The 26,335-nt window shown below is 63.5% G+C and carries 27 protein-coding genes and 1 pseudogene; 10 read left to right on the top strand and 18 right to left on the bottom strand.

The features are described from left to right. Nucleotides 1-120: 120 nt before the first annotated feature. Nucleotides 121-1,047 (bottom strand): LysR family transcriptional regulator, encoded by a 927-nt coding sequence (locus tag Q376_RS0112180; RefSeq protein ID WP_001554380.1) that lies wholly within the window; start codon nucleotides 1,045-1,047, stop codon nucleotides 121-123. 129 nt (nucleotides 1,048-1,176) lie between these two features. On the opposite strand from Q376_RS0112180, the gene Q376_RS0112175 reads away from it, so the two are divergent. Further along, on the top strand, nucleotides 1,177-1,965 hold the full coding sequence (locus Q376_RS0112175) for an alpha/beta fold hydrolase (RefSeq protein ID WP_001554379.1): 789 nt from the start codon (nucleotides 1,177-1,179) through the stop codon (nucleotides 1,963-1,965). Nucleotides 1,966-2,633: 668 nt separating this feature from the next. Here Q376_RS0112175 and map read toward each other — a convergent pair. The 3 genes from map to Q376_RS0112155 form a co-directional block, all read right to left on the bottom strand. After that, nucleotides 2,634-3,401, bottom strand: coding sequence for a type I methionyl aminopeptidase (map, locus tag Q376_RS0112165; RefSeq protein ID WP_001554377.1), 768 nt, complete (start codon nucleotides 3,399-3,401; stop codon nucleotides 2,634-2,636). Continuing rightward, nucleotides 3,398-3,610: a ParD-like family protein gene (locus Q376_RS0112160; RefSeq protein ID WP_001554376.1), complete on the bottom strand. Its 213-nt coding sequence runs from the start codon at nucleotides 3,608-3,610 to the stop codon at nucleotides 3,398-3,400. The genes map and Q376_RS0112160 overlap by 4 nt, the downstream gene beginning before the upstream one ends. Nucleotides 3,611-3,852: 242 nt before the next feature. After that, the gene (locus Q376_RS0112155) at nucleotides 3,853-4,245 is read right to left on the bottom strand and encodes a nuclear transport factor 2 family protein (protein WP_001554375.1); all 393 of its coding nucleotides are present in this window, start codon (nucleotides 4,243-4,245) and stop codon (nucleotides 3,853-3,855) included. Between the two features lie 99 nt (nucleotides 4,246-4,344). On the opposite strand from Q376_RS0112155, the gene Q376_RS0112150 reads away from it, so the two are divergent. Further along, complete coding sequence (locus Q376_RS0112150; RefSeq protein ID WP_230589615.1) at nucleotides 4,345-5,244, top strand: LysR family transcriptional regulator; 900 nt, start codon at nucleotides 4,345-4,347, stop codon at nucleotides 5,242-5,244. A gap of 306 nt (nucleotides 5,245-5,550) precedes the next feature. On the opposite strand, the gene Q376_RS0112145 is transcribed toward Q376_RS0112150, so the two are convergent. Together Q376_RS0112145 and Q376_RS0112140 are read right to left on the bottom strand one after the other, a co-directional pair. Beyond that, the gene (locus tag Q376_RS0112145) at nucleotides 5,551-6,486 is read right to left on the bottom strand and encodes an alpha/beta fold hydrolase (RefSeq protein ID WP_211266660.1); all 936 of its coding nucleotides are present in this window, start codon (nucleotides 6,484-6,486) and stop codon (nucleotides 5,551-5,553) included. 25 nt (nucleotides 6,487-6,511) lie between these two features. Beyond that, entirely contained in the window at nucleotides 6,512-7,420 is a 909-nt protein-coding gene (locus Q376_RS0112140; protein WP_027350541.1) for an alpha/beta fold hydrolase, read from the bottom strand. A gap of 89 nt (nucleotides 7,421-7,509) precedes the next feature. Here Q376_RS0112140 and Q376_RS0112135 point away from each other — a divergent pair, with 89 nt between their 5' ends. Then, complete coding sequence (locus Q376_RS0112135; protein WP_012492788.1) at nucleotides 7,510-7,875, top strand: MerR family transcriptional regulator; 366 nt, start codon at nucleotides 7,510-7,512, stop codon at nucleotides 7,873-7,875. Between the two features lie 84 nt (nucleotides 7,876-7,959). On the opposite strand, the pseudogene Q376_RS24850 reads toward Q376_RS0112135, so the two are convergent. Continuing rightward, nucleotides 7,960-8,155 (bottom strand): annotated as a pseudogene (locus Q376_RS24850) (IS3 family transposase); the annotation flags it as partial. Nucleotides 8,156-8,584: 429 nt separating this feature from the next. Here Q376_RS24850 and Q376_RS0112130 point away from each other — a divergent pair. Then, on the top strand, nucleotides 8,585-9,811 hold the full coding sequence (locus tag Q376_RS0112130) for an MFS transporter (protein ID WP_052365187.1): 1,227 nt from the start codon (nucleotides 8,585-8,587) through the stop codon (nucleotides 9,809-9,811). A 224-nt stretch (nucleotides 9,812-10,035) separates the two neighbouring features. Here Q376_RS0112130 and Q376_RS0112125 read toward each other — a convergent pair whose 3' ends face one another. Then, nucleotides 10,036-10,992: a GlxA family transcriptional regulator gene (locus Q376_RS0112125; protein ID WP_027350539.1), complete on the bottom strand. Its 957-nt coding sequence runs from the start codon at nucleotides 10,990-10,992 to the stop codon at nucleotides 10,036-10,038. Nucleotides 10,993-11,194: 202 nt separating this feature from the next. Here Q376_RS0112125 and Q376_RS0112120 point away from each other — a divergent pair, with 202 nt between their 5' ends. From Q376_RS0112120 to Q376_RS0112110, 3 genes are all read left to right on the top strand, one after another. After that, nucleotides 11,195-11,563, top strand: a complete 369-nt coding sequence (locus Q376_RS0112120) for a DUF3817 domain-containing protein (RefSeq protein WP_027350538.1) — start codon at nucleotides 11,195-11,197, stop codon at nucleotides 11,561-11,563. Further along, nucleotides 11,563-11,988: a CopD family protein gene (locus Q376_RS0112115; protein ID WP_201267685.1), complete on the top strand. Its 426-nt coding sequence runs from the start codon at nucleotides 11,563-11,565 to the stop codon at nucleotides 11,986-11,988. The genes Q376_RS0112120 and Q376_RS0112115 overlap by 1 nt, the downstream gene beginning before the upstream one ends. Nucleotides 11,989-12,083: 95 nt before the next feature. Continuing rightward, nucleotides 12,084-12,986 (top strand): LysR family transcriptional regulator, encoded by a 903-nt coding sequence (locus tag Q376_RS0112110; RefSeq protein ID WP_009618141.1) that lies wholly within the window; start codon nucleotides 12,084-12,086, stop codon nucleotides 12,984-12,986. Between the two features lie 637 nt (nucleotides 12,987-13,623). On the opposite strand, the gene Q376_RS0112105 is transcribed toward Q376_RS0112110, so the two are convergent. The 10 genes from Q376_RS0112105 to Q376_RS24380 are packed head-to-tail and all read right to left on the bottom strand — an operon-like array spanning nucleotide 13,624 to nucleotide 22,065. Continuing rightward, complete coding sequence (locus Q376_RS0112105; RefSeq protein ID WP_027350536.1) at nucleotides 13,624-14,400, bottom strand: DsbA family protein; 777 nt, start codon at nucleotides 14,398-14,400, stop codon at nucleotides 13,624-13,626. 12 nt (nucleotides 14,401-14,412) lie between these two features. Next, entirely contained in the window at nucleotides 14,413-17,292 is a 2,880-nt protein-coding gene (locus Q376_RS0112100) for a conjugative transfer ATPase (RefSeq protein WP_027350535.1), read from the bottom strand. After that, entirely contained in the window at nucleotides 17,292-17,723 is a 432-nt protein-coding gene (locus tag Q376_RS0112095; protein ID WP_027350534.1) for a TIGR03751 family conjugal transfer lipoprotein, read from the bottom strand. The genes Q376_RS0112100 and Q376_RS0112095 overlap by 1 nt, the downstream gene beginning before the upstream one ends. Further along, nucleotides 17,704-19,104, bottom strand: a complete 1,401-nt coding sequence (locus tag Q376_RS0112090; protein WP_425402429.1) for a TIGR03752 family integrating conjugative element protein — start codon at nucleotides 19,102-19,104, stop codon at nucleotides 17,704-17,706. Before Q376_RS0112090 ends, Q376_RS0112095 begins: the two co-directional genes overlap by 20 nt. A 7-nt stretch (nucleotides 19,105-19,111) precedes the next feature. Beyond that, nucleotides 19,112-19,999 carry a TIGR03749 family integrating conjugative element protein gene (locus tag Q376_RS0112085; protein ID WP_027350532.1) on the bottom strand — a complete coding sequence of 296 codons (888 nt, stop codon included), beginning with the start codon at nucleotides 19,997-19,999 and terminating at the stop codon, nucleotides 19,112-19,114. Beyond that, a complete protein-coding gene (locus tag Q376_RS0112080; RefSeq protein ID WP_027350531.1) occupies nucleotides 19,996-20,673 on the bottom strand; it encodes a PFL_4703 family integrating conjugative element protein in 678 nt (225 codons plus the stop codon). Before Q376_RS0112080 ends, Q376_RS0112085 begins: the two co-directional genes overlap by 4 nt. Further along, entirely contained in the window at nucleotides 20,670-21,080 is a 411-nt protein-coding gene (locus Q376_RS0112075; protein WP_027350530.1) for a TIGR03750 family conjugal transfer protein, read from the bottom strand. The genes Q376_RS0112080 and Q376_RS0112075 overlap by 4 nt, the downstream gene beginning before the upstream one ends. Nucleotides 21,081-21,086: 6 nt before the next feature. After that, on the bottom strand, nucleotides 21,087-21,446 hold the full coding sequence (locus Q376_RS0112070) for a TIGR03745 family integrating conjugative element membrane protein (protein WP_043447650.1): 360 nt from the start codon (nucleotides 21,444-21,446) through the stop codon (nucleotides 21,087-21,089). A gap of 23 nt (nucleotides 21,447-21,469) precedes the next feature. Next, on the bottom strand, nucleotides 21,470-21,703 hold the full coding sequence (locus tag Q376_RS0112065) for a TIGR03758 family integrating conjugative element protein (protein ID WP_027350628.1): 234 nt from the start codon (nucleotides 21,701-21,703) through the stop codon (nucleotides 21,470-21,472). After that, nucleotides 21,700-22,065, bottom strand: a complete 366-nt coding sequence (locus Q376_RS24380) for an integrative conjugative element protein, RAQPRD family (protein WP_081803528.1) — start codon at nucleotides 22,063-22,065, stop codon at nucleotides 21,700-21,702. Before Q376_RS24380 ends, Q376_RS0112065 begins: the two co-directional genes overlap by 4 nt. 292 nt (nucleotides 22,066-22,357) lie before the next feature. Between Q376_RS24380 and Q376_RS0112055 the strand changes: the two genes are divergently transcribed. From Q376_RS0112055 to Q376_RS22460, 3 genes are read left to right on the top strand one after another with little or no spacing between them, the layout of a single operon-like run. Then, a complete protein-coding gene (locus tag Q376_RS0112055) occupies nucleotides 22,358-22,555 on the top strand; it encodes a helix-turn-helix domain-containing protein (RefSeq protein ID WP_027350527.1) in 198 nt (65 codons plus the stop codon). Nucleotides 22,556-22,570: 15 nt separating this feature from the next. Continuing rightward, the gene (locus Q376_RS22465) at nucleotides 22,571-24,181 is read left to right on the top strand and encodes an ATP-binding protein (RefSeq protein ID WP_052365186.1); all 1,611 of its coding nucleotides are present in this window, start codon (nucleotides 22,571-22,573) and stop codon (nucleotides 24,179-24,181) included. Further along, nucleotides 24,178-26,229 (top strand): Druantia anti-phage system protein DruA, encoded by a 2,052-nt coding sequence (locus Q376_RS22460; RefSeq protein ID WP_052365185.1) that lies wholly within the window; start codon nucleotides 24,178-24,180, stop codon nucleotides 26,227-26,229. Before Q376_RS22465 ends, Q376_RS22460 begins: the two co-directional genes overlap by 4 nt. The last annotated feature ends 106 nt before the right edge of the window (nucleotides 26,230-26,335 follow it).

The raw sequence follows: 26,335 nt of genomic DNA, 5'->3' as shown, positions 1-26,335 counted from the left end.
GAAGCGCGATTGATCCAGACAAACGCACGACTGCTGTTTGGGCAAGGCAACCGCCACGTCACGTTTGGGGCGCGTCCGACGCGCCCGGCATTCTCAGGGCTGGGGGACTCAGGGGCAACCTCAAGCCGTAGTGCTCCTATGCATGAGATCCCACGGCTGCGTGTCGTCGAAGCTCATGCTCAGATGCTCGATGAAACGGCGAACTTTCAACGACACATGGCGCTTGCTCGGATAGATGGCATGAATCGCCAAATCCTTTGTTTTGTGGTCAGGCAGCAGGACACGAAGCGCACCGCTGGCGATGGACTGCTCGAACACAAAGCTAGGGCCGTAGACCACCCCCGCCCCTGTCAGCGCTGCCGCGAGCAGCATCTGCATGTTGTTTGCAGCGAGCCGGATCTCACCATCAATGTGATATGTCTGGCCGTTAGCATCCGTAACGCTCCAGTCTCCGGCTGAAACCGCCTGGGAGAAAGCAAGCCGAGGTGCCTGGCGGAGCTGTTCGATGGTTTTCGGCTCGCCATGTCGTGCCAAAAAGGATGGGGCTGCACAGAACATCATGCGACACGAGGCGAGCCGCCGAGCAACGAGGTCGGAGTCCTGCAGACGGCCGATGCGGATAGCAACGTCGATGCCATCTGCCAGTAGATCGACATAGCGATCGCTCAGCGTGGTCTCGATCGAGACATCGGGGTATTCAGCCAGATAATTCGATACAACACGACCAAGATGCAGTGCCCCAAAGGTTGTCGGCGCAGCCACGCGCAAAATTCCATGCACACTCTGTTGCGCGTCCTGGGCTTCGCGGTTCGCGTCCTCGTATTCTTCCAGCAAGCGCTTGCATCGCGTGTAGTAGGACCTTCCTACATCCGTTAGCGTCAACTTGCGCGTGCTGCGTTGAAGCAACCGAACTTTCAGCTGTTCCTCGATCGCGGAAACGTGCTTGCCCGCCATCGACGGTGACAGGCCAAACCGTCGAGCGGCGCTTACCAAGCTGCCTTCTTCGACTGCGGAGACGAACACCGCCATGCTGAGCAATCTATCCATACCACCTCATTCGATATCCTGATTATCAGGTGGTGATAAATCTAGGCCTATTATCGTCCGAATGGAATGGGTCTAGCCTAGCACTGTAGCCAGCCGATCCCCGGTGGGCTTTAGCAAAAGGATGTTCCAATGAAGGTCGAATCGAACAGCATAGAGATCCATGTCGAGGAGCAAGGGCAAGGCGATCCGTCACTCGTTTTTCTGCATTACTGGGGCGGCTCCTCCCGCACTTGGAAGCACGTCTGCTCCAGGCTGGCGCCGAACTTCCATACGCTTGCTCTCGATCATCGCGGCTGGGGTCAATCCGACGCGCCTTCGATGGGCTACGGGCTGGCAGACCTTGCAGCCGATGCAGAGGGCGTGATTGCAGCGCTGCACCCGAAGCGCTACGTTCTGATCGGTCACTCGATGGGGGGCAAGGTCGCTCAGCTTATGGCTTCGCGGCGGCCTGCCGGACTGGCCGGGTTGGTTCTCGTCGCTCCTTCACCGCCATCGCCAATGATCTTGCCGAAAGAGGCACGCGAAATGATGGCAGGAGCCTACGCAAACCGTGAAACAGTGGAGGCGACTATCGATAACGTGCTGACGGCCCTCCCGCTGTCAGCGGAGGATCGCGAACAAGTGATCGCGGACAGCTTGCGTGGCGCGCCAGCGGCTAAGCTAGCTTGGCCCAGAGCGACCAGCTTGGAAGACATCACTGGGCAGGTAGGTGCCATAGACGTACCTACGCTTGTTATTGCGGGTGAGCTGGATCGCGTGGATTCGCCCGAGGTACTGAGGAAAGAATTACTTCCTCGCATATCGCAAGCCGTCATGACCGTAGTACCAGGTACAGGGCATTTGTCCATGTTGGAAACACCGGATGCATTGACACCATTGATTGAGCATTTCTGCCGTTCGTTGCCTGAGAGGGGGTGAAGCGGACATTGCGGCTGGGCGCAATCGAAGCCCCTCACAACTAATACGCGGCGAAAAGCCCCCGGGGAGCGTTGCTGTTGAAGAAGTGTCGATAGTTCTGCGTTATATCGCTGGCAGCAGCCGTGCTGCGCGGGGGAAGCGTCTGCTCATGCGCCGTGAGTGCCGCTTCAATGCCACAGGCATTATCCCCTAACGCTGGCCCACTGTTGCTCCCCAAGCATCTGTGCTACATCGAGCATGACGGCGCTGGTCGCGATGGCGAACCGAGCCAAGCCTATGGGGCACAGACCGATAAAGTTGACCTCAAAGTCTTCAAGGAGCGGACGGCCGACAATCGGCACAATTTCTGCTTCAACTTCTCCCTGGAGGATAACACCAACCCGGACGGCCTGCCCACCTCGGGGCTATTCCAATTTCCTGGGTAATCTGCAGCGACTGGCCTCTGAACGGCGAGCCAGTTCAATGCCCATCCGCTTGAATTAGGGGCTGTATTTCTTTCGTTTCATGGACACTTCTTTTGCTCGATATGGGCTTGCTCGGAAGTGTCCGTGTTAACGGGGTGGAATCTCATGCACTGTTCTATGAGGAGAGCACGCCGGCAACGGCGTGTTCTTACCCGAAGTCAAAGTCAGATCCTGAGCGAAAGTCCGTATCGCTATCACACTGGATCAGTGCAACGCCTTTTCGCCCGGGCGCAGCGTCAAGACACGCACACCGTTCCCGGTGACAGCAACGGTATGCTCGAACTGAGCCGACAATTGCCCATCGCGCGTAACCACCGTCCAGCCGTCGTCCTCAGTTCGAATGGCACGTCGTCCTTGGTTCACCATCGGCTCTATGGTGAAAACCATGCCTTCGCGCAGTACTAGCCCCGTTCGCGGCTTGCCCCAGTGCAAAACCTGGGGGTCCTCGTGCATTTCACGACCGATACCGTGCCCACAGTATTCCCGGACGATCGAATAACCATTCCTGCGGGCATGCCGCTCGATGGCGTGGCCCACGTCACCGAGCGTGGCACCTGGGCGGACAGCCTGGATGCCTTTCCACATCGCTTCATAAGCCACTTGCACGAGCCGCCGTGCCGGCTGCGACACCTGGCCCACCAGATAGGTCTTGCTGGAATCGGCGATGTAGCCATTCTTCTCCAGCGTGATGTCGAAATTGACGATGTCCCCGTCCTGCAGGATGTCCTCGGCGGAAGGAACGCCGTGGCAGACCACATGGTTGCGGGAGGCGTTTAGCGCGTAGGCGTAACCGTATTGCCCTTTGCTGGCCGGGCGTGCGTTGAATTCATGGACGATGAGGTCATCGACCAGATCATTGACCTGCATCGTGGACATGCCAATCAGATTCAGCCGATCAAGATGGCTGAACACCTGTGCCAAAAGCTGGCCTGACTCCGCCATCAGCGCGATTTCTTCTGGCCGTTTGGTCATGACGCCCCCATCTTGATGGGTTGCGCCACAACGCCCGCGGCCCGCAGTTCACGAGCAACGATATCGTTGAAGCTTTGCGTTGGATTCATTTCACACAGCATGCCGATCCTGATCCAGAAGGCTGCCTGTGCGTTGATCGACCGGCACGATACTGCGCTGGCCTTGCGCAGTTGGTCATGCAGATCGTCGTCGATGTTCACGATGCCCATGTATCTAGTCGTATATGAGACATATACGAATCATATAGTCGTCTTGGCCGTAGCGCAAGTGAACTGCGCTGACGTGACCAAGTCGACGCCATGATGGTTTCCTAGGAGCCGGTAGCGCAGGCCTGACTCGGCGCGATAGCAATGGCGGGCCGAGTTCGCCGATCGGGCTATGACGGCATGGGCATCGGCAAGCTCGGCCAAGCTCCACTCTCGACCGAGGGCGTCGCCTTGACCTCGAACCTTCAGTCCCTGGCAAAAAAGGCATTCATGCCCGGCAGGTCGGACAGGTAGGTCTCGATAGCAGCGATCTTGCCATCGCGCAAGGTGCAGACCGTAGCCAGATGCTCGTCCAGTACGAGGTCATTCCGGCGTGCAGTGTTATGCAGCGAGAGCGCGACATTATCCCGGCTTACCAGAATGTGCTTGAGCTCGAAATTCAGGCCGAAGCTGGCAATTAGCTCAGCTCTGGCAACGACTGCTTCCGCACCGACCGCTGGACCAGAGATCTGATTGTCTCCGGGCAGAACCCAGGTGGCATCGTCGGTAAGAAGCTTACGGATCGCCTGCCAGTCGCGGCGGGTCAGTGCGGCATGAAACTGCTTGGCCAAAGCAAGCTTTGTTTCGTAGGTATGCATGACTATTCTCCTGTAGCAGGGTGTACAGCGAGATTAGACAGCGCCAGGAATGGATCTGTAAAATTGATATTTGATAGTAGCTAGCAATAGATTAAAGTTATGAAGAAGCACGACATGGGTCTACTGGTGTCGTTGGATGTTCTGCTTGAAGAGGCCAACGTCACTCGTGCAGCACGACGCTTAGCCATCAGCCAGCCTGCACTCTCAGCCCAACTGGCCCGCTTGCGGCAGGTGCTTGATGATCCTTTGCTGGTGCCGGCCGAGCGCGGCCGAGGTATGCGGTTGACGCCACGTGCAGCGCAGCTGAAATCACCCCTGCATGAGTTGCTGACACGGCTTGAGGATCTTGTCGAGGCGCCCTACGCTTTCGATCCCAGCACGGCTAAGCGCGATTTCACGATCGCCCTCAATGACAATGCCGCGATGACGATTGGACTGGATCTCATCGAGTGCATTCGGAAGCAGTCGTATGCAGGCATTAGATTGGCCATGCTCCAGATACCCCGGGATGAGGTCCTGGATCTTGCAGCTCGCGGCCGCATCGACCTGGTGATCGGCACCCGAGCCTTCATGCCCCCTGGTTTGCGCACCCATGATCTGGTCGACGACAGGTTTCAGGTGGCCCAACGCAAAGGGCATCCTCGCGGCACGGCTGCAATGACGCTGGAGCAATACTGCGCTTATGAGCATGTGCTGGTGTCTACCAATGGCAGTTATCACAGTGGGATCGATGATTTTCTTGCAGAGCTGGGGCATTATCGACACACCACGGTATCCGTGCAGTACTACACAGCGGTGCCACCGATACTTGAGCGCACGAACTGCCTGGCGACGTTGCCTGAGCGCTTCCTACACCGCTTTGATCACATGATCGACCGCTTCGACCTCCCATTCGCATTCGATCCGTTCCAGCTGCAGGTCGGTTGGCATCCGCGCTTTGACGAAGATTTAGGACATCAGTGGCTGCGTGAACAGCTGATTGCGGTGAGGCCCTTCTAACGCATGAAATGACGGGTACTCAAGGAGCTCGAAGCCCACGGGTAGTTGAGTTTCGCATCGGCCGAGTTTGCAGGCAGGAAACCGTGACCCGATGGAAAGCATTCCTGGGGCGTATGCAGGAAATTGTGCCGTGGAAGCTGCTGGCGAGTGTGATCGAGCCGTTCCAACGGAGGGCTGTTGAGTTCCATGCAGGGCATCGTCCCATTGGCTGGAGCGGATGCTTCTCATGGGCGCAACTACGTCCACCGCAGTCAATTCTTGCCGGAATAATAGCCGGAGGCAGTCGCGTGCAAGTTAGTCGAATTCTTAGGCTGACGAGTCTGCGATCGGCATGCCGGAAGCCCCTGTGCCCATAAGAAATGGAAGCATCGCTGCCAATACCTCTTCTGGCGACTCCTCCGGTTGAAGGTGGCCGCCCCGGATGGGTACGCCTTGGACGTTGTTGGCCCATCGGCACCAGATGTCGATGGGGGACGGGCCTTCCCACCCTTGTGGCCAAAGCACAAGCACGGGGCAGGACAGCTTCCTGCCTACGGCACGGTCGGCCGCATCGCAGGCGCGGTCCTCCTGCGCTGCTGCCCGATAGTCCTCGCAGATGGCGTGCCGAACATCGGGATCTTGGAACGCACGCCGATAGGCCTCGAGAGCGAACGGCTCGACATTGCCCAGCCCGCCCGCCATACGGGCCAGCGCAGCATCGATGAATGCCTGCGGGTCGGCGGACAGCAGCTTTTCCGGGAGCCCGAATGGCTGGGCCAGGAAGAACCAATGGAAATTGGTGCGTCCAAATCGTTCGTCCACCAGATCCCATGCATCCAGGGTCGGAATCACGGCCAGCGAGGCGAAGTGCGTCACCTGGCCTGGATAATCGAGCGCGAGGCGGTATCCGGCGCGTGCCCCCCGGTCGTGTCCCACAACGGCAAACCGGCGGTATCCGAGCTTGGCCATCAAGGCAATCAGGGCGTCGGCCACGCGACGCTTGGTCCAGCGCGGCCGATCCGAGTCGGGCCGACTGCTACCGTAGCCGGGCAGGTCTGGTGCCACGACCGTAAACGACTGTGTCAGCCGTGGCGCGACATGACGCCATGCAAGATGGGTTTGTGGGTAGCCGTGTAGCAGCAGCACGGGCGGTCCTCCGGAGCCGCCAGTGACGCCGCAAAACGCCACGCCGCCCGCCTCGATGTGCAACTCTGAGAATCCAGCAAATGAGTTCCACGATGCAATGCCGTCGATACCCGACATCATCAACTCCGTACGGTATGGATCGCTAGCGTGAAAGAGCCATGCGAACGAAATCCGACAGGTCCCGGTTGAAGCGCTCCGGTTCTTCGAGGAATGGCGCGTGTCCCGAATCGGCATACAGCTCGCTGCGGATTCGTGGGTTGAGGCTCTTGGCCCTGGCGATACTGGGCTTGGCCTTCACGAGCGCGTCCTGGGCGCCGTAGAGCAGCAGGAGCGGAACCTCGGCCTTGCTCAATCCTTTGGCTGCCTCGACCGTCATCGACCGCACGGCACGTTGCATATCCCACGATACCAGCGCGGCGTTGGCCAGCAGCAAGGAGAACGTGGTCGCGTCGGGCTGGCGGTGGAAGCACAGCCTCAGGAAAGCGCGCTCGCCGTCCAAGTGGGTTTGCAAGTCCGAAGCGATCATGTCGCGATAGACTTCTGGGTGCGCCACGATCTGGTCGGGCTTCAGTTCGATCACTCCGTCGACATAGACGGCGCCGGCGATACCTTTGTCGCCATAGGCCGCCAGGTAGTTCGATATCACGGCACCGCCCAGCGACCATCCCACGAGCACCGGCTTGCGCGCGTGTGTCGATTCGATGATCGCGGCCAGGTCATCGGCCCAGCGGCGTCCGTCGGTGTAGGAGCTGGCCTCGGCCGGCTTGCCCGACAGGCCGTGCCCGCGCAGGTCGTAAGTGATCAATCGGTAATGCTGGAGTCGAGGGTCCTGTAATTGCTTAGTCCAGTTCAGCCGGCTACCCAGCAGGCCATGAATGAAAATGATGGGAGAACCCTCGGGATCACCAGCTTCCTGGACGGCCAGCACCACTCCATCGGGGGCAGTGACGGTGTAATCCCGGGTTGCGGCGAACGTAGCCGGCGCGGCGGCCAGTAGCGCGAATGTTGCTATCAGTGCGCCGAATGCACCACGAAGTTTCGACAAAGACATAGACACGTACTCCTCGGTTCCTAGAACACGCCTAGTCTCAAGCCTCACATTGATGTGAGTGTCAAGCGGGGAAATGGTATAGTGGGTCCATGTCCAAGCCTCAAAGCCCCATGACCATTGGCGAGCTCGCCCACAAGACAGGGGCAAGCCGGCGCTCGATTCGGCACTACGACGACAACGGACTGCTAGCTTCCGTACGCGCGGAGAACGGCTATCGGATGTTTCTCCCAGTCGCCGTCACTCAGGTCCGTCAGATCCAGAGGTTGATCGCCACAGGCTTCAGCTTGGCGGAAATCCGCGGATTTCCCGATTGCATGCGCATGATCGAAGGCGCTGCAGCGTGTCCTGAAACGAGTGAAGTGCAACGCCGGAGACTCGCTTCCATAGAGCGGCAGATCGCGGACCTTGAACAGCGACGCGCACGGCTGCGCCAGATGCTGGTAGAAGAGGCCTAGCAGGCTTCTGAAGTACCCCTATCCTCGATAGTCGACCGACGTCAGTGAACCGTCCCGAGATTTCCGGAGACTTGTTGGTGTGAGTCACGCCGCCATGGCGATCTCACGCGTCTGTTGATAGTAGTTTGCTTCGGCGGCGGCCGGCGGGATGTCGTCGATCGGCCCAAGCAGCCGCTTGTGGTTGAACCAGGCTACCCACTCCAGGGGGGGGCAACTCGACGTTATACAGGTTCCGCCAGGACCGCCGGTGGATGACCTCGGCCTTGTACAGGCCGTTGATCGCAGTCGTGTCGAATCATGTGTAGGCACAGATCCATTCCGGCTCACGCGCCTGGGACATCGTGGCCCCGGGGAACGTGCAGTAACCGTTGCCGGCACGCGCGGAGGGCAACAGGACGTGCTCTCGTAGTGGTGGATTGAGCGCGACGCTGGCGTCGCTGCAGCACGTCAGTTCGCCGATGGAGAGGAGCGCGTGGGGGCCCGGTTCATGGGGCATGGATACGCCGTTTCACCCGCTTGACTCTCACATTGGTGTGAGGGTCGAGACTATCGGCATGTAGCCAGCGGAGTCGCTCCACGGTCCGGCCATCTGCGTCGGGGCTGTGGCGGCCCTCCGGTCCGATCAGGCTTGTTGCGAAGCAGCATGCCCCCCTCATTCCGGAACATTCCGTTGCCGAGACGCTGACCTCCCCTTGCAGAGAACGACGACATGATCGAGTCCAGCCATCCCGCGCAGCCAGGCCACGCCACGCCCGCGCCCCCGCAGAAGGCGGCCTGGGGTGCCGTATTCGCCCTGGCCCTGGGCGTGTTCGGCCTGGTCACAGCGGAGTTCCTACCGGCCAGCCTGCTGACCCCGATGGCCGCCAGCCTCGGCGTGACCGAGGGCATGGCCGGCCAGGCCGTGACCACCACCGCGGCGCTGGCCCTGGCCACCAGCCTGGTGATCGCGGCGGCGACCCGCGGCATCGACCGGCGCTGGGTGCTGCTGGCCTTCTCGGCGATGTTGATCGGCTCGAACCTGCTAGTTGCCTTCGCCCCCGGCCTCGGTGCCGTGTTGCTGGGACGTGGGCTGCTGGGCATCGCCCTGGGCGGCTTCTGGACCATGGCCGCGGCCACGGCGATGCGCCTGGTGCCGGAGCGGGACGTGCCGCGGGCGCTGTCGATCGTCTTCAGCGGCGTCTCCTCGGCCACCATCGCGGCGGCGCCGCTGGGAAGCTACCTGGGCGGCGCCGTGGGATGGCGCAACGTGTTCCTGATGACCGCGGCGATCGGCGTGCTGGCCCTGGCCTGGCAGTGGCGCGCCCTGCCCAGGATGGCGCCCAGCGGCTCGGCCAGCCTGGGCACGCTGCTGGAAGTGATGCGGCGGCCGCAAATGGCGCGCGGCATGGTGGCGGTGCTGCTGGTGTTCGTCGGCCATTTCGCCTTCTTCACCTACCTGCGGCCGTTCCTCGAGTACGTGGCCGGCGTGGGCGTGAACGGGCTGTCGGTCATCCTACTCGGCTTCGGCGTGGCCAACTTCGCGGGCACCTCGCTGGCCGGCGCACTGTTGCAGCGGAACCTACGGTTGACCCTGCTGCTGATGCCACTGGCGATGGGGCTGATGGGGCTGGCCTTCGTCGCCCTGGGCCGGGCGCCGCTGGCGGACGGACTGCTGGTGGCGCTGTGGGGCATGGCCTTCGGCGCGGTGCCGGTGGCCTGGTCCACCTGGATCACACTCACCGTGCCGGACGAGGCCGAGAGCGGCGGCGGCCTGCTGGTAGCGACAATTCAGCTGTCGATCGCGGTGGGTGCGGCAGCGGGCGGCGCAGTGTTCGACGCGAGCGGGGCGCGTGGCGTGTTTCTAGCCGCGGCGATGGTACTGCTGGTGGCCGCGCTGACCATTTTCACCGGACTGCGTACCCATCGAAGCGATAGGGGACACAGCAAGGCGGCTTGATGAGCTGGCGATAGCGCGACCGCCCAAGTTCCTGCGGTTGGCTGCCGCTTTCCGAGTAATCGGCCAACTGCTCGACGTGTCCGAAGACGCGTCTGGTCGGGTTCACCCCCGATATCACGGACACTTACAAGAAGGCCGATGAAGGCCCTGAGGAGTGTTCATGTCGAAGCGAAGGAAGTTCAGTGCGTCAGTGCGGAGTTCAAGCGAGAAATCGTCCAGGCAGTTCAGCGCACAAGACTAAAGGATTTTCGATAGGCCGTTGGGCTGACTCCCACGATCCGACCGAAATGTTCCCGCAGGGAGGTGGGGCTTCCAAAGCCCACTGCACTAGCGATGTGCTCAATGGGTAGGTTTGTCGTTTCTAGCAAAGTCTGCGCACGCCTGACACGCGCTCTTAGAAGCCACTGGAGAGGGCTAGTGTTCAGTTGTTCCTGAAATCGTCGACTCAAGGTGCGGCTGCTCATCGCAGCCTGCCCAGCCATGTCCTTCAGGGTCAAATCTTGATCTAGCCGTTCTTCGATCCATTGCAGCAATGGGCTGAGATTGGAAGGTGCGCCAGGGGGATCGTAGGCGATGAACTGCGCCTGCCCGCCATCTCGTGCAAGAGGCATGACGGCACATCGAGCTGTGTCTGCTGCAACGGCATTGCCGCAGTCTTGTCGAATCATGTGTAGGCACAGATCCATTCCGGCGCACGCGCCTGCCGAGGTGAGTATCCGACCGTTGTCCACGAAAAGAACATTGGGGTCGACTGTGACCTGTGGGAAGAGATCTGCCAGAAGTTGTACACCACGCCAGTGGGTGGTGGCACGCAAGCCATCTAGCAGCCTCGTGCGTGCCAGGATGAAGGCGCCACTGCACAACGATGCGATCCTCGCACCATTCTTTTCCGCTGCTCGGATGGCTTCCAGCAGGGTGTTGGGGATAGGGGAAAGGACATCGTCGAGCCCCGGAATGATGACAGTCTGGGCATTCACGGCATGGCTCAAGCCCCAGCGGATACGCATGTCGAACAACTTTGTTCGAATACGATTCGACTGGGCGCATACGAGAACCTCGTATGGGATCTTCCCCGGCGCGAGGGGCACGCGCCCGAACATCTCGCAGGCCATCGTCAGGTCAAACGGCACAACGCCATCAAACGCCAGGATGGCTACCCTGTGTGCTGTACTTTGCTTCACAGAACTCGCTCCCTTGATTGGCAAGAATCCTTCGATAGATGGCATTCTAGCCAATTGGCGAACTTCCGACATGTCGACATACTTGTGCTTCCGGCGAGAGGAAAGTCGCTGAAGACATAACCATTGAGCAAGGTCGAGGCATGCCTGCATCCATCAGGCGCCTGGATTGCCCTGACATATTGAGCCACCCAGCGGATGAGTCATGACCACAAGCGCACAGGCAGAAAAGAACTCACTCGATCAAATCAGAAGTATTGAATCCAAACAACTGAGGCGCCTGGAGAAGGCGTCGATCGTCGAGGCGACAACTCTGATCCTGCTAGTGTTCGTTGCGGCACCTCTCCGGCATTTCGGGGATTGGCCGTATGGCTCGAAGCTACTTGGACCAATACATGGGATCGCATTCTTGGCGTACCTATGGACTGCCTTACAAACTGTAGCCGGCGGCGGCTGGCATAAACGTGAAATGCTTCGATTGTTCGCAGTTGCGTTCCTGCCATTCGGCGGCTATCTCAATATCCGGTGGCTACGTGAACGGGCGAGAATATTCAACGATATCGGACAGGCCTGATGATGATTGCGGCGCTCTATCCCTATTTGGTGGCGACGCACGTGACAGCGGTGGTGTTTCTGGTAGGCGGCTTGCTTGCGCAAGAAAGGATAGTAAATGCCATTTCGCAGTCCCCACCGGAAGAACAAGCTGGGATGCTGGCTGCATTGCAGCGCTTTGATCTCCTTGTCACCACGCCTGCATTGTTGTTGACCTGGATCTTCGGGTTATCACTGGCGCTCAGCGCAGGATGGCTGTCATCACGATGGTTGCTGGTCAAGCTGGTTTTCGTCGTCGCGCTCTCGGCTTTGCATGGGTTCCGTTCCGGGCGAATACGTCATTGCATCCGAACTGGAGCAGCTATAAGAAGAATTCCCGGTGCTGACCTCGGCATCGTGATTGCGATGCTAACCATAGCTGTGTTGGCATTTGTGAAGCCGGTCTAGCACGATAGCGGAGAGTCCTTCATGTCCCCGGACGTGGCGAACCTGTCTGCCGGCACGGGCCAGCAGGACGCGGGGCGAGATTCCGGAGCGCAACGATGCTGATGCGCCATATCCGGTATTTCATCGCCGTGGCGGAGGAACTCAACTTTACCCGTGCTGCGGAGCGACTTCACATCGAACAGTCGCCTCTGTCGCGATCCATCCGCCAATTGGAGGATGATCTGGGCGTCCGGCTCTTCGAGCGTAACAGCCATGGCACCCGGCTCACCTGGGCTGGACAAGTCTTCCTCGAGGAGGCACGGCGCGTGCTGGCAGCGGTCGAGCAGGCCCGTGCCGGCGCAAGGGCCGCCGCGACCGGATACCGCGGGCTCCTGAGAATCGCGCTGTCCGACGGCATCTCGCCATCGCACTTGAGCAACCTGCTGGCTCGCTGCCGCGAAGAGTCGCCCGAGGTCGAGATTAGCCTCTTCGAAGTGACACTCGCACAGCAGTTGAAAGGCCTGAGAGAGGGGGACTACGACGCGGGGTTCGCGAAGGCGGAGCATCCGGGGGAAGGATTGCTGGCCACGCCGGCGTGGAGCGAGCCTCTGGTCGTCGCGGTGCCGGCGCGGCATCCCGCCTTGATCCATCCCGAGCTTTCCCTGATGGAGCTGCTTTCCCATCCACTGGTGCTGTGTGACCCGAACGCGTGCGCAGGATGCAGCCGGCAACTCGACAGGCTGTTGCGTGCCGCGGAATGCGAGGTCAGGATTGCCGAAAGGGTGGCGTCCCATGACCTGCTGATGGCGCTGGTGGCGGCGGGCTACGGCCTTGGGATCACCACCCGCACGCATCTGTCCCTGTGGCGGCACCCGGATGTCGTCTCGCGTCCGTTGGCCGGTGAAGTCCCCCCGTTGACGACCTACCTGTTGCGCCGGGATGCCGAAGACTCGGTGCAGTTGCGGAGCTTCGTCGAACGATTGCGAGAAACCACGATGCCTGATTCCGAAAAGGCGTAGGTAGGTGCGAGGGAGTAGGACGAGGGCCCGGACAAGACGGCAAGCTTGTTCGTTTGTCTTCATGTTGTGGCAACCCCAATGCGGAGCATGGATAGAGGCCATGATGGGTGCGCTGACCAAGCCTGTGAATGTACCGCCCGCAGCGGATACAGGGACATCACGAGCAGCACGGCCATTGCGATGTTGAAGATGCGCAGGTGGCGTCGGTCCGTGAGCCAGCGGCGCGGCGTCGTGCCGAAGGCGGCCCAGACGGCGACGCTGGGAGCATTGACAACGGCGTAGAGGACCGCGCTGGTGATCACCGCCAGCGTGCCGCCGTCGGCGGGTGCTTAGGTGGCGATGGCCCCGATGGCCATGATGGCACGTCTTGGGATTGCCTCACTGGAAGGCGGCAGCCTTCCAGAAGCCGGACGGCCGATCTGGGGGCGGCCGTCTCCCGCAACGGTTGTGAGGTCTCGATCTGCCAGCGTCAGGGTTAAACCTCAGATTAACTTGAGGTCAAGTGAGGTGCCAGCAGCGCGAATCGGCTGTTGGCGATCGGCCACACCCTCGCCAAGTGACCTCCTCGCGTGGACCCATCGCAAGGACTGGAGAGGCTGCAAACTCGGGTGCGGGTGACGACATCACCGGATGGTCGTCATTGCGGAGTGCGGGTGTCTCCGCTGAGTGCCGCGTCGGCGGCATGGGTGGGTCCTGGAGCGCGCGATGCATCGCTGGCGACCAGATCGAGTGCCGACAGAAGCGCATCACCGTCGATCGGCCCATGCAGCAGCAGTGATCCTCCCGTCAGGCTGTCTTCCAGCCGCACGGTGGGCGTGGCGTTGATACCGCTGCGCAGGGCCTCGTCGGCCTGCGCGCGAACGATGGCTGCGGGGCGATCGCTGTCCAGGCATGCCTGGATGGCGGTGGTTATGCCTGGCCAGGTCAGGTCTGCCGGCAGCCCCTGGCCATCGCCCCGGGTGTTTTGGTAGAGCCATGCGATGGCACCGAAGAACGCCTCGTGGCCTTGCGCCTCACCTGCGCACTCGGCCATGCGGGCCAGCCGACTCGCCTCGGGATCGTGCATCGCCAGCGGCAGGTGATGCCACCGCAGGCTGGCGTCGGGATGGGCATCGATCCAGGCCATCAGGGTCGGGTAATAGGCCTTGCAGAATGGACATTCCAGGTCGGCGTACAGCGTCAGCGTGAAGCGCGCATCGGCAGGGCCGCGGCGCCAGGGCGGGCCGGCTGGAGACGCCTGCGCGACCTCGGGCTCCGTGCGCGGTGCCGGCGCACCGGGCGTGCGGTACAGGAGCCATCCCAGCAGGCCCGCAACCAGGATGCCAGCCACCATCCAGTGCAGCCGTGGCAGGCGCCCGGCGCGCTTGCGAAGGGCCTGGACCCGGCCCGGCAAGGTGGTTCGTTTCGAGGACATGACGCGCTCCGGTCATTTCGGCAGGGACAGCGGCGGCGATGCGATGCCACGCGCCTGGTCGATCTTCTCGGCCACCTTGAAGGCGGCATCCAGTTCGCCGATGCCGTACTGGCGCATGAGCTGGTAGCGCTCGGCCTTCTCTTCCGGTTCGGTCTGCGCAAGGGCCAGATAGAGGCTGGGCGGCACGGCGCGGAACAGCACTTCCATCGACTTGGACAGGATGACGCCCTCGCTGAACTTGCCCGCCTCCTTGCGCGCGGACAGCATCAGCGCCTTCTGCGCGGGCGACAGTTCGCGGAACCGGGCGATCTTCTCCACCTCGTCGGGCGGCATCGACAGGCAGATCCACCACTCGATCATGTTGAGCATGGGCTCGGCGGCCTTGGGCAGGTCGTCGATGTTCTGCGTCGCCAGCCAGTACCACGCACCGAGCTTGCGCCACATCTTGGTGATCTTGACCACGTAGGGCGCGAGCAGCGGGTTCCTGGTGATGATGTGGCCTTCGTCGGTGACGTTGATGATCGGCCGGCCCAGGAACTGGTCGCGCTCGGCGATGTTGTTCACCGTGTTGATCAGCGAGATGTAGGCGATGGAGAGCTGCGCGTTGTAGCCCTCGCGCGCGAAGGTGGCCAGGTCCACGATGGTGATGTCCGCCTCGGGCCAGGGGGTGCCCGGACGGTCGAACATCTCGCCGTCCGCGCCCTGGCAGAGCATGTCCATCGCATCGGCCATCTCCAGCAGCCGCGCGCGCCGGGCATCCGGCAGGTTGGCGTCGCGGGCGCGTTCGCGCAGCGCGTCGCGCACGTCGCGGGTCAGCACCGTGCGCGCCTGTGCCACGCAGCGCTGGGCGGCGTCCAGGATGCACTGGCGAATCAGGCTGCGGTCGGCGCGCGTCATGCGCGCCTCCTCCTTGTCCTCACCGCCGGTGATCATCAGCCGGGCGGTGATTTCGAGTTCGCCGAGCACGTCCCGCTGGTCATCCCCGTCGTCGGCCAGCAGGGTGTCGCCGTCCTCGTCGAGGGCGTCGGCGTCCAGCGTCTGCACCTGGCCCGGTGTATCCACCAGGCGCCAGGCGTCGGCGAATGGCGCCAGGCTCACGCCCGCGCCGGGTGCCAGCTTTACGCGATGCACGCTCAGGCCCAGCCGAGCGGCGAAGTCCCCGAACAGGCCAAAGCTGTTGCCGGCCTCGACGATGAACAACCTGGGCCGGTAGATCGCCGTGACCTGGTTGAGGATGTTGTTCAGCGTGGCGCTCTTGCCGGAGCCGGTCGGGCCGAAGAGGAACAGGTGGGCATTCATCTGCCGGTCGAGCCGGTTCAGTGGATCGAAGGTGATCGTGCCGCCGCCCCGGTTGAAGAAGGTGATGCCCGGGTGGCCGGTGCCCTGGCTGCGCCCCCACACCGGCGCCAGGTTGGCCGCGTGCTGCGCGAACATCAGTTGCGTGTACCACTGCCGCTTGTCCGCCGCCGGGTCGAACAGGCAGGGCAGCCAGCGCAGGTAGGTGTTGAGCGGCGCCACCTCGTCCTCTTCGCGCACCGGCTGCAAGCCCGCATTGAGCATGACATTGACCAGTTGCAGGCCGCGGGCGTCGAGCTGCGCCATGTCGCGGCCGCGCAGGTAGAACGCCAGCGTGCCCCGGTACAGCTTGTGCGAGCTGCCGATGAGGCCGCGGGCCTGCTGCACGTCCTGGCGCGCCTGCTCGCTGGCGAGCGTCTCGCCGACCGCCTTGCGGGCCAGGTGGTTGAGGTGCGCCTCCAGCACATCCTGCGGCGTGGCGACCAGGGTCAGGCACATCACCGTGTCCTCAGGCATCTGGTCGAACAGCGCGTTCATCGCATCGCCGCCCTTGCGCGTCTCACCGGTCACGTGTCCGGTCGCGGGCGGCGAGCGCAGGCGGTCCATGACGATGACCCGGTGCGGCATGCCGTCGAAGAACCACAGGCCGTTGGCGACATCCGAGCGCGGCTGGCCGAAGAACAGGCGTTGCGCGAAGTCGCCGCTGGCCAGTTCGATCTCACCTTCTTCCCGTTCCTCCGGGTAGCGGGCGAGCGCGTAGAAGCGTTCCCGGTCTTCGGCCGTGCTGCCCAGCGCGCCGGGGTTCGGATTGAACCAGCGCAGCAGCCAGTCGTGAATGTCCGCCGCGCCAAGGCGCCGGGCCTTGACGCCGGCATTCGCCAGGCCACCGACCAGGCGGTCGCAGATCGTCGCCAGGGCCTGCTCGGGCGATTGCCCTCGCCGGGCCGATGCGGCGTCCGGGGTGCGCCGATAGACCACCATGCGCACGCGCCGGGTCTGGCCGCGCCACGGCAGGCGTGTGACCGTGGTGTCCTCGAACAGGCCGCCCGGCTTGGCGATCGCACGCAGGTGGTGACCGAAGAAGCGCAGATAGAACTCGCTGAACGCGCTGCCCTGCGCGCGTGGATGCAGGTATGCCCCCAGCGTGCGCAGGTAATGGTCCCAATCGGCTTCGTCCTGCGCGTAGAGCTGCACCACCCACGGGTTCTCGTCCAACTCGTCGAAGGAGTCCTGCAGCGCATTCTCCAGGGCATCGCGCGCCTGCCACAGCCAGGCGGTCTCGCGCCCTTCGGTACCGATCGGCTGCAACTCGAAGAACGCCGCCACCGATTGGCCATCTTCGAGCAGCATGCACTGCGTGGCCGGCAGGTACTCGACCCAGGGCAGCAGGTCGGCGAAGGACGGCGCCACGTCGTAGAGCGCCCCGTGGTCGGCCCGCGTCGCGGGTCGGCGATGATGCCGCCCAGTGGCGGCGCCAGGTGCCTCGATGCCGTGCGCGGCGAGGCGGGCGACATGCCGCGTCCAGGCGTCCGGCTCGATGTCGGCCTGGACTGGCCTGGGGGCCGGACGACGCGGCCACGGCAGTCGCCAGCCCATCAGTAGTCCTCCAGCCGCTCGCCCGGCATCGCGTACTGCACGCGCTGGTAGAGCGGGAAGACGGTGCTGTAGCCGGGTACCGGTACCGGGTCGGTGCCGGCCAGGTGCGGAAAGACGTACATCACCAGATCGGGGTTCGGCAGTCGATGGAACTGTCGCTGGATCTCGTTCGCTGCAGTGCGGGTATAGGCCGCGTTCCGGGCGGGCGCCGCGAGGGTGTCAGCGTCGGTCAGCGGGCGGCGCAGGTCCTGGCGTGCGTCGAGCAGCAGTCGGCCGGCCTGGCCGCCGCTGTAGCCGCCAGTCTCGTGCTGCCAGACGTCCTGCATGGTGTGCTCGCCCCGGGGCAGCAGCTTTTCCGAACTGGTGGCACAACCCGCGAGAACGGCGGCGGCGAGCAGGACAAGGGGGCGGTCAATCCAGGTCCGACGCATGCACTTCTCCCATGAGGTGATTCACCCGGCGCCCCTTGGCGTCGTGGTCGATGGCGATCGGCTGCTCCAGGTGCACGGCCACCCTGGCGCCGGGCTGCACGTAGACCGCAGCGAAGGCCTGCCCGTAGAGCTTGTTGACCCAGTCGGCCATATCGCGCACGCCACCGGCCAGGATGCGGCCCATGGCCTCGTTGCCCGAAATGCCGACCGTGCCCAGCGAACCGTTGTTGCTGGCGACCACGGCCACGCTGCCGTTGTCGGACTTGATGAGCGAGGCGGCGCCTGCGCCGGCCGCGGTGATCAACGCCTGCGATCCCAGGTACTGCTGGGCATTGCTGCGCCGCTCGCCCGAGACGCACGGGATGCCGTAGGGATCGCTGATCCAGCCCAGGCCGTCCAGCAGACTGGTGCTGTTCTGGCTTTGATTGCGCTTGCCGTCGTCCTCCGGCACCGTGCGGATGGTGCCGTCGCTGAACACGAAGGTGATGGAGCGGACCTGCCCACGCACGCACGAGAGCGTCCAGTCGCCCGAGGCCGTGCCGCTGACCACCGCACCGGCCACGTCGGGAATCTCGATGCCGTTGGCCGCCAGGTTGTCGGCCCCGATCAGCACCTTGAAGGGAAACGGGTCGTTGACGGTGCCGTCGATGGGAATGCGGCCGATCAGCGCGGTCATGGCGACCGAGCCCATCAGCGTGGCATTGGTGGGCACCGTATAGACCGCCTGGGTGGTGCCGCCAACAGCCTGCGCCGTGCTGTCGCTGACGGCCTCCGCCGCGGCCGACAGTTCCGGCGAGGCCGGGCCGAAGCTGGAGGGAAAGGCGGGCAAGCGCAGGCTGCTCGAACCGCCCTTCGGATCGGGCCGGGTGTCATCCGGTTCGATCCAGCGCATGCCGCCATCCGTGAGCGGCCCGCCGTCATGCCCGTCCAGTCCAAGGCCGATCGGCAGGTCGGCGGCACCGCCCTTGCCGGACAGTCCGTCCAGGCGGCGCTGCAATTCCTGCATCAGCCCTTGCGTCTGCTGCCGGTCGCTGGCGGCCTGGGTGCGCTCCTGTTCCAGGCGGCGGCGTTCGCTGTCGAGGGCGTTCTGGATGCGCTGGTCGATCGCATCCTCGCGGGTACGCAGGCGCTCGTTCTCCGCCTTGTGCTGGCGGTTGTCGCTCAGCGCGGTCTGCAACTCGGTGCGGAGCTGCTTGACCTGCGCGACCAGGGTGGCGACGGTATCGCGCGGGGTGTCGCCCGCGATGCCGAGCGCCTTCATTTCCTCGGGAGTGAGCTGCCCCGGGACATCCGGTTTGCCCGGTGCGGCGTCGCCGCCCGAGAACAGCCTGGCACCGACGAACACCAGCAACGATGCCATCGGAATCAGCAGCCACTTCAACAGGGGATTACTCCTCATCGGACGTCCTCCCCGCAGCGGCGGCCGGCGGCAAGTTCGTGCCGGCATCGATGGGGCTGAGCACCGGCATCAGGGACTCGGCCAGGCCACGGCCGCGCGTGACCAGATAGACCACCGTGGTGTCGGTCGAAGCGCCCGCAGGCCCCAGGTCGGGATGCTGGAAGGTCGCGGCCACGAAGTCGCCTTGCAGCGCCCTTGGATCGAGATCGACACGGTGAGGAGAGGTGTTGGTCAGGCGCACGGCGGTGACCCACTGATCTTCGAGTCGCCAGGCCGCCAGCGCCCGCGCCTTGAGCGGCAGCGTTGGCAGCAGTGTGTCCAGCGCGAGCGGGCGCCGCAGCGGCACGCGCCCGATGCCGGCCACGGGCTCGACGGTGCGCAGCGGTGCGTAAAGGTTCTGCGCCGCGTAGCGCGTCAGGACAACGGTTATCGGCGTCTGCCGACGCCTGGCGGGTTGCGCTGCTTGGGTCGGACCGGCGGCAGTGTCACCGCTGGCATCCTCGGCGGCGTCCTGCAGGACGATGCGTACAGGCTCCAGCGGCGGCTCGCCTTCCCGGGCGTCCGTGGCTGCGATGTCGACCAGCACGATGGCGCCGGATTCCACATCCTGCAGCTGCAGCCGCGTCGGCGCGATGGCCTCGCTGGCGCGCAGGTAGATGGCGCCGCCCGCGCTCTGCACGCGCAGCCGCTCGCCCAGGCTCGGGGGCAGTCCGACACGCACGTTGCGGTCGATGAAGACCACGCGCTCCTGGCCGACGACCAGCGGGACGGCCAGCGGCAGCCGCTGCCAGCGCAGGATCTCGATGGCATGGCTGTCCGGCACCAGGCCGAAGCCAAGGGCCAGGCTCGCCACGATGGTGAAGACGTGGTGTTTCATGGGTTGCCTCCCTGCGAAAGGCCGCCGCCGGGCGTGCCGGGCGGTGGCGCTGCCTCGATGCGCTGCGGCGCGCCGTCATAGCAGTCCAGCGCAAGGCCGAAGGGGTTGTGCTGGGGGTCGACGTCCAACCGCACCACTTTCAGCGGATAGCGCACCAGGGCCCGCTTGACCTGCTCGGCGCCGTAGTATTCGTCCGCGCTGACGTCCAGCGTGACGATCCAGTCGCGGCTGGAAACCGTCTTTACCCGCATCGTGGGGTTGTCGCCAAAGCCGCGCCCCGGAATTTCGTAGATGCCGCGCACCCGCTGTCGCAGTTCGCCGCTGCTGCGCCGGTGCTCGTAGTCCTGACGCAGGAAGGCCTGGCAGGCCGGTGTGAAATAGGCCGACAGCGCGTGGAGGTTGCGCGGGTAGTCCTGTTCGCCATCCGTCGGCCAACGTTGTACCTGCTGCCAGACGTAGAAGGCGAACGCATAGACATTCTCGGGCGGCACATCCCACCAGGCGCGGGTGCTGCCCGAGCGCAGATCGGGGGGCACGTGGATCGTCAGTTGCCTCGGCGCACTCCACCAGCCGAAACCGAGCAGCAGCGCCACCACGAACAACGCACCGGCGCCCAGGCGCAGCGTGCGCACATGGGCCTGCAGGTGATGGACTTCGTTCCTGAAACGGCTCATGAGGCGGCTGCTCCGCGTGAGCGCCGGGTGGTCCAGTACCCCGAACGCGTGATGAGACGGTGCCCCCCGAGCCAGGACGCTGCCAGCGGATGGCGCAGCGCCAGGCGCCACTGCAGTTGCCGGTACAGCCAGGTGTCCGGGCGGCCGCGCTTCTGCCGGCGCAGGAAGCCGCCACCACCGAACACGCCAGCCGCCACGCCAGCCACGACCAGGGTCGGCACCATGGCGACGCTGTGCGTGGCCCAGGCCAGCGGCACGCCGGCGATGAACCCCGCCACCGCGGACAGGCCGGCGCAAATCCAGAACTCGTCGGCGGTCAGGCCCCTCACCACCACGGGCTGCCGGTTCAGCCTGTGCGGCAGGAAGGTGACCAGCCCGTCACGCGCGATATCGTTCAAGGCAGCCATCGCCGCTCAGAGCACGCCGGTGGCCTTGGTCAGCAGCCAGATGCCGACCACCAGCAGGATCGCACCCACGGCGACCGTCAGGCCGAACTGGCCCCAGGTGGCGCGGCCGGTATGGATTTCCGAATAGCGCGTATAGGCGTGGTAGCACACACCGACGAACATCGAGGCGACCACGAGGAGCGCGATCAGCAGCACGATGTCGTAGCCGTAGTTCTGCAGCGTCTGCATGATGCCGCTGCCCTGGCCGCGCGACGGGTCCTCGATGGTCGGCAGGCCCTGCGCTCGGGCCGCCAGCGGCAGGCCCGGCAGCATCAGTGGCGCGAGGATGGTGGTGGCAACGCGATGGGGAATCGGATGGGTCTTCATGGTGGTCAGGCCTTTCGTGGTGGTCAGGACAGGAGGAAATAGATCAGCACCAGGTACATCGCGACGAAGCGCACGACGACACCCAGGAACTGACGCTGGGACAGGCGCTGCTCGGCCCAGCCGGTGTAGGCGGTACGCATGGCCCACACGCCCCACAGGAGCAGGACGGCGAACACCAGACCGAGCACCACCGTGGCCACGGCGGCGGGGGCGAAGCCGCCATTGGCCTGGAAGGCGCTGACCTGGGCGGCGTTCATTGGGGTGCCTCCTGGTCGGAGGGCGGGCTGGACTGGCGGTAGTCACCGGACAGTTCGACCGGATCACGCGGCTGGGCGCGCGGCGGCGTCAAGTAGTCCTGGATGCCCGCCCGAACGCGCTGGAGGTCCTCGCGCAGGCGGGCATGGTCGAAGTGGTAGCGGGAACCTTCCAGCCTCGGCAGGACTGCGCCGCGCTCGGCCAGGCGATCGAGAGAGTCGAGTTGGCGTACGAGGGCTGCAAGCCGCGCATGCTCGGAAGTGGTATCGGCTGCGAGTACAGGCACTGGGCCGGCCAACAGGCAGACCAACAGTAGGCCCGACACGCGGCATCGCTCGGCGGTCGTCGTGGAAATTGAAGTCATCACGCCAGTCCGGGGTTGGGATGGCGAGATGCTGCGGCGATAGGGCGCGAGTGACCGCAAAGAATGGGAACCGGGCCGTGACCAGATTCTTCGTTTGCTGCTCCTGGCAAATCACGTGCACTACCGGGCGAGGGCTCCGGTGGCTCGCCGGTCCGTCAGTCGCGTAGATGCCCATTTAATCCGGGCAGATCAGAGAAAATCATGTCTAATCATGCTGGATCGTCTATGCAAAGCGGCCGATTCATGCCAACATAAATAGGTTGCCCGTACTTTGACCTCACGAAGGGAGCCCATGTCGGATCGTTGGTTGTCGGTCGAAGAGATCGCCGAGCACCTTGGAGTGAGCAAAGACACCGTCTATGCGTGGATTCGCAGGCGTGAGATGCCGGCGCATCGCATTGGGCGGCTATGGAAGTTCAAAACGGCCGAGGTCGACGAATGGGTGAAGTCGGGCGGTTCTGCTGACGAAGAGGGACGGAAAGCGAAATGAACTGCGGGGGAGCACATGATCAAAGCTGCGGCGGGTAGTGTCATGACGAAGACTGTGCACTCAGTTCGACGCGCTGATTACTCGATCATCGCGCTTGATAAGTTCATCCAAGCAACCCGAGACTCTGGATACAAAGGTACAGCGAGCGCGATCTCAGAACTCGTTGACAACTCTATCCAAGCGGGCGCCACACGCATCGCGATCTCTGTCGCTGCCAAGACCAGCGACGACGAGGAGAAGGTGATAGAGATTTCGGTACTGGACAATGGCTGTGGGATGGACCCACCGACACTGCGTCAGGCACTCCGGTTCGGCGGGAGCACTCGATTCGGAGACCGCCGAGGACTTGGGCGGTACGGCATGGGTCTACCCAATGCGTCGCTGAGCCAGGCGCGGCGTGTCGCGGTCTTTACGTGGCAGTCGCCGAAGGGTGCGCGTGGGCACGATACCCCGACCGTGTACTCGTCATACCTCGACGTCGACGAGATCGTGCGCTGCGAAATGATCGAGGTGCCCGAGCCGAAGGTGGTGAAGGTGCCGCCAAGTAGGTGCGCAGGAAACTCGGGGACCCTCGTTTGCTGGTCGCAGTGCGATAGGCTCGACAATCGCCGCGTCTCTACCATCGTGCGCAAGCTTGAGGTTGAACTCGGTCGACGTTTCAGGCACTTCATCTGGAAGGGACTGCGTATAACCATCAACGGCGATACGCTCGACGCCTTCGATCCGCTTTACCTACACCCGAAAGCAGAGATTTCTGGTGCCCAACTTTTCGGTGAGGAGATGCGCTTCGAAGTCCGCGCCGATCCGCTCGATTCGCGGAAAACTGGTTGGGTGAGTGTGCGGTTTACGGAACTGCCGGTCCACGCGTGGCACAAACTTTCAAACGACGAGAAGCGCCGAATCGGCCTCTCGAAAGGTGCTGGCGTCTCAATCGTCCGTGGAGGACGAGAGGTAGACTACGGCTGGTTCTTCATGGGTAGCAAACACCGAGAGAACTACGACGACTGGTGGCGCTGCGAGATCCAGTTCGATCCGATCCTCGACGAAGCCTTTGGCATTACGCACACGAAGCAGCAGGCTCGCCCCCAGGCGCACCTCATCGAGGCACTCTCGCCGGATCTCGAGGCGACCGCGCGTGCCCTCAATGGGCGCGCACGCAAGGCTCACACAGCCGTGAAGGCGCGCGAGCGCTTCTCCGAAGCGGAGCGCATCGCCAATGAGCGGGACCACCTCCTACGCCCCCTTCCGCGCAGTGTTGATCCGACAGCGCGGGCGCTGATGCGTGAATTGGAGGAGAGTCACCCGACGCTACGGGATCGCCCTAACGAGGCGGACCGCTACAGCATCATCGAGCACTCGGTGAAAGACACGTCGTTCTTCACCCTTGCGCACGACGGGGACAAGCTTGTGCTCGTATTGAACCCTGATCACCCCTTCTACCGCGAGATCTACAAACCGCTCTCTGAGGGCGAGGTCTCTCGCGATCCGCAACTCCGCGCCAAACTCGAACTGCTCCTCCTCGCGGCGGCGCGGAGCGAAGCGGCCGCGCGCGGGAAGATCCCGGCGCTCGCAAAGCATCGGCTCGAGTGGAGTAACACCTTGGCTGCCTTCCTGAGCGACAAATGACCAAAGTGCCCGGTAACACGTGGACCACGCTGGAGCCCCCGCTCCCGAGCAAGGCGTCGCAGAACGCCTTCGTGGAGCACGCGCGCGCGCTGGCGAAGGTGTGCCGGCGGGAGCGTACCGAGGAGGCGATCGAGAAGGCGCGCGGCGCGTTCGTGGCTGAAGTCACGGCGTGTCGTCGCAGTGATCGACAGACGCTGCTCGCGGCGGGGCTCGTCATAACCGACCTCGCGACGCAGGGCTGGACGGTCCGCGTGCGCAGCGAGCGCGTCGAGGTCAAGCCGCCTGACTCCGTCACCGACCCGCTCGCCGAGAAGGCACGCATTCGTCGGCAGGAGTTGGTCAAGCGCAACGCACAACTCCGTCAGCCGTCGGTGCAGCGGTTCCTGGAGTCGATGGAGCGCCAGCGTCTTCACGATGGGAGCTACGTCTCGATCTACTCGCTCATGCGCGACGGGCGAGATCTCGCGAAGGGCCTTCGGGAGGCGCGGACGCACCTCAACAACGGCTGGGCCGACGCGCTGTCGAAGCTCGTTGATCCCTACCTCCAGTTCGTCACCGCTGAGAACGCAGCGTGCGAGTTCACCGGACTGCGCCTGATGGACGTGTGGCGCTACTTCCGCCACACGTGGACGAACCAGTACACGAGCGTGCCGGGTCGGACCATGGTCTTCCTCGTACGCGACCGCGCCGCTGCCAACCACCCAGTGATGGGTATCGGCGCGCTGAGCAGCCCGATCATGCAGATCCGCAAGCGCGATTCGTGGATCGGGTGGCACCCGGAGACATTCCTTGATCGCGTGCGGACCGCGCCGACGCGAGAACTCGCTAAGTGGCTCGTCGACACGCTCGACGCCGCCATCGACGAAATCTACGTGGCGGACCTGATCGAGGACGGCATTCTCTCGACACGCGATCTCAAGACACCCTCGTTGGCAGTGATCGAACGACTGCTGAAGGAGAGCGCCGAGGCGCGCAAGAAGCACCAGCGCTTCGCGCGCTCGCGTGACTACAAGCAGAAGCGCTCAGATTTCCATGGCAACGAGTACTGGATCGCGAAGGCTAGGACACACCTGTTCCGCAGCAAGCGTGCGCTCGCCCTCTCAACGTACCTCCGCGCGCGCGCGGTTCTAGACGAGGCATTCGACGGCAAGCCGACGGCGGAAAAGCTTGCCGCGCTCGCGAAGACGGGGTACGGCAGCGACGCGATCCGCAGGGTGCTCAAGAAGGCGAAGGCTGACCGGGTTGGCATCGCGGTCGCAGACATCTCGGTATGCGGCGCAGTGCAGCCCTACAACGCGCTCCTCGGCGGCAAGCTTACTGCCATGATGGCGGCGAGCCCAGAGGTCGTACACCAGTACCGTCGACGATACGCACAGGCGGAGAGTGAGATCGCGTCCTCGATGGCTGGGCGACCCATCGTGCGTGCTTCGAAGCTTGTGCTCCTCGGTACGACGTCGCTCTACGGCGTGGGGTCGAGCCAGTACAACCGCATCAAGATCCCGGCGGAGCGTCTCGGGGGCAATGCGGGGGACGTCATCCGATACGCTGAGTTAGGTCGATCGGAGGCGTTTGGCACGTCGCAATACTCCGAGGAGACGGTCCACGCGCTTGTCGAACTTGTGCAGCAGTCCGACGCGCAGCGTGTGAACAGCATTTTCGGTGAGGGCGTGAGCCCCAAACTGCGCAAGGTAAGACAAGCGCTCGATCTGCTGAACCTGCCGTCGGGGATGCTTCTCCGCCACCACCGTCCGCGCATCGTGTACGCGGTAAGCCTTATTAAGAACCTCGACGACTACCTCATCGGCGCCGCCAAGCGGCCCGAATACATAGTACCGGTCAACGAGGGCGTGGCGGCGACTGCGGCGATCGGCGCGTGGTGGCGCGAGCGGTGGTTACGAAATCGGATTATCTCCGATGACGTCCTCGATGAGGTTGAACGGCACACAACCGTCCGTCCGGTCACCCACGGGGCTCGTGTTCCTCTCCAGAGAGCCGCCCCCCAGCAGCCCATGTACTCCGACCTCTCTCCTGAACTTCCAGAAGGATGATGATGAGTAAGTTCAGGGACATCCGAGAGAACACCTCGCTCGCGCAGGGAGTCGCGACGCATTCCCCTGCGTACGCGATGGGGTGGTGCGCTCGGTCTCTTCACCT

The sequence above is a fragment of the Halotalea alkalilenta DSM 17697 genome, assembly GCF_000621205.1.
In the GTDB taxonomy this organism is placed as follows: Bacteria; Pseudomonadota; Gammaproteobacteria; order Pseudomonadales; family Halomonadaceae; genus Halotalea; species Halotalea alkalilenta.
This window is presented reverse-complemented; position numbering and strand designations above follow the sequence as displayed.

Excerpts from the sequence above, each read along its gene's own strand:
- Q376_RS0112085 (WP_027350532.1), bottom strand. The coding sequence starts at position 19,999 with ATGAAACACCACGTCTTCACCATCGTGGCGAGCCTGGCCCTTGGCTTC.
- Q376_RS0112100 (WP_027350535.1), bottom strand. The coding sequence starts at position 17,292 with ATGGGCTGGCGACTGCCGTGGCCGCGTCGTCCGGCCCCCAGGCCAGTC.
- Q376_RS0112135 (WP_012492788.1), top strand. The coding sequence starts at position 7,510 with ATGTCCAAGCCTCAAAGCCCCATGACCATTGGCGAGCTCGCCCACAAG.
- Q376_RS0112055 (WP_027350527.1), top strand. The coding sequence starts at position 22,358 with ATGTCGGATCGTTGGTTGTCGGTCGAAGAGATCGCCGAGCACCTTGGA.
- Q376_RS0112110 (WP_009618141.1), top strand. The coding sequence starts at position 12,084 with ATGCTGATGCGCCATATCCGGTATTTCATCGCCGTGGCGGAGGAACTC.
- Q376_RS0112155 (WP_001554375.1), bottom strand. The coding sequence starts at position 4,245 with ATGCATACCTACGAAACAAAGCTTGCTTTGGCCAAGCAGTTTCATGCC.
- Q376_RS22465 (WP_052365186.1), top strand. The coding sequence starts at position 22,571 with ATGATCAAAGCTGCGGCGGGTAGTGTCATGACGAAGACTGTGCACTCA.
- Q376_RS0112080 (WP_027350531.1), bottom strand. The coding sequence starts at position 20,673 with ATGAGCCGTTTCAGGAACGAAGTCCATCACCTGCAGGCCCATGTGCGC.
- Q376_RS0112120 (WP_027350538.1), top strand. The coding sequence starts at position 11,195 with ATGACCACAAGCGCACAGGCAGAAAAGAACTCACTCGATCAAATCAGA.
- Q376_RS0112075 (WP_027350530.1), bottom strand. The coding sequence starts at position 21,080 with ATGGCTGCCTTGAACGATATCGCGCGTGACGGGCTGGTCACCTTCCTG.
- Q376_RS0112150 (WP_230589615.1), top strand. The coding sequence starts at position 4,345 with ATGAAGAAGCACGACATGGGTCTACTGGTGTCGTTGGATGTTCTGCTT.
- Q376_RS22460 (WP_052365185.1), top strand. The coding sequence starts at position 24,178 with ATGACCAAAGTGCCCGGTAACACGTGGACCACGCTGGAGCCCCCGCTC.
- Q376_RS0112180 (WP_001554380.1), bottom strand. The coding sequence starts at position 1,047 with ATGGATAGATTGCTCAGCATGGCGGTGTTCGTCTCCGCAGTCGAAGAA.
- Q376_RS0112095 (WP_027350534.1), bottom strand. The coding sequence starts at position 17,723 with ATGCGTCGGACCTGGATTGACCGCCCCCTTGTCCTGCTCGCCGCCGCC.
- Q376_RS0112175 (WP_001554379.1), top strand. The coding sequence starts at position 1,177 with ATGAAGGTCGAATCGAACAGCATAGAGATCCATGTCGAGGAGCAAGGG.
- Q376_RS0112105 (WP_027350536.1), bottom strand. The coding sequence starts at position 14,400 with ATGTCCTCGAAACGAACCACCTTGCCGGGCCGGGTCCAGGCCCTTCGC.
- Q376_RS0112065 (WP_027350628.1), bottom strand. The coding sequence starts at position 21,703 with ATGAACGCCGCCCAGGTCAGCGCCTTCCAGGCCAATGGCGGCTTCGCC.
- Q376_RS0112115 (WP_201267685.1), top strand. The coding sequence starts at position 11,563 with ATGATGATTGCGGCGCTCTATCCCTATTTGGTGGCGACGCACGTGACA.
- Q376_RS0112145 (WP_211266660.1), bottom strand. The coding sequence starts at position 6,486 with ATGTCGGGTATCGACGGCATTGCATCGTGGAACTCATTTGCTGGATTC.
- Q376_RS24380 (WP_081803528.1), bottom strand. The coding sequence starts at position 22,065 with ATGACTTCAATTTCCACGACGACCGCCGAGCGATGCCGCGTGTCGGGC.
- Q376_RS0112140 (WP_027350541.1), bottom strand. The coding sequence starts at position 7,420 with ATGTCTTTGTCGAAACTTCGTGGTGCATTCGGCGCACTGATAGCAACA.
- Q376_RS0112070 (WP_043447650.1), bottom strand. The coding sequence starts at position 21,446 with ATGAAGACCCATCCGATTCCCCATCGCGTTGCCACCACCATCCTCGCG.
- Q376_RS0112130 (WP_052365187.1), top strand. The coding sequence starts at position 8,585 with ATGATCGAGTCCAGCCATCCCGCGCAGCCAGGCCACGCCACGCCCGCG.
- Q376_RS0112160 (WP_001554376.1), bottom strand. The coding sequence starts at position 3,610 with ATGGGCATCGTGAACATCGACGACGATCTGCATGACCAACTGCGCAAG.
- map (WP_001554377.1), bottom strand. The coding sequence starts at position 3,401 with ATGACCAAACGGCCAGAAGAAATCGCGCTGATGGCGGAGTCAGGCCAG.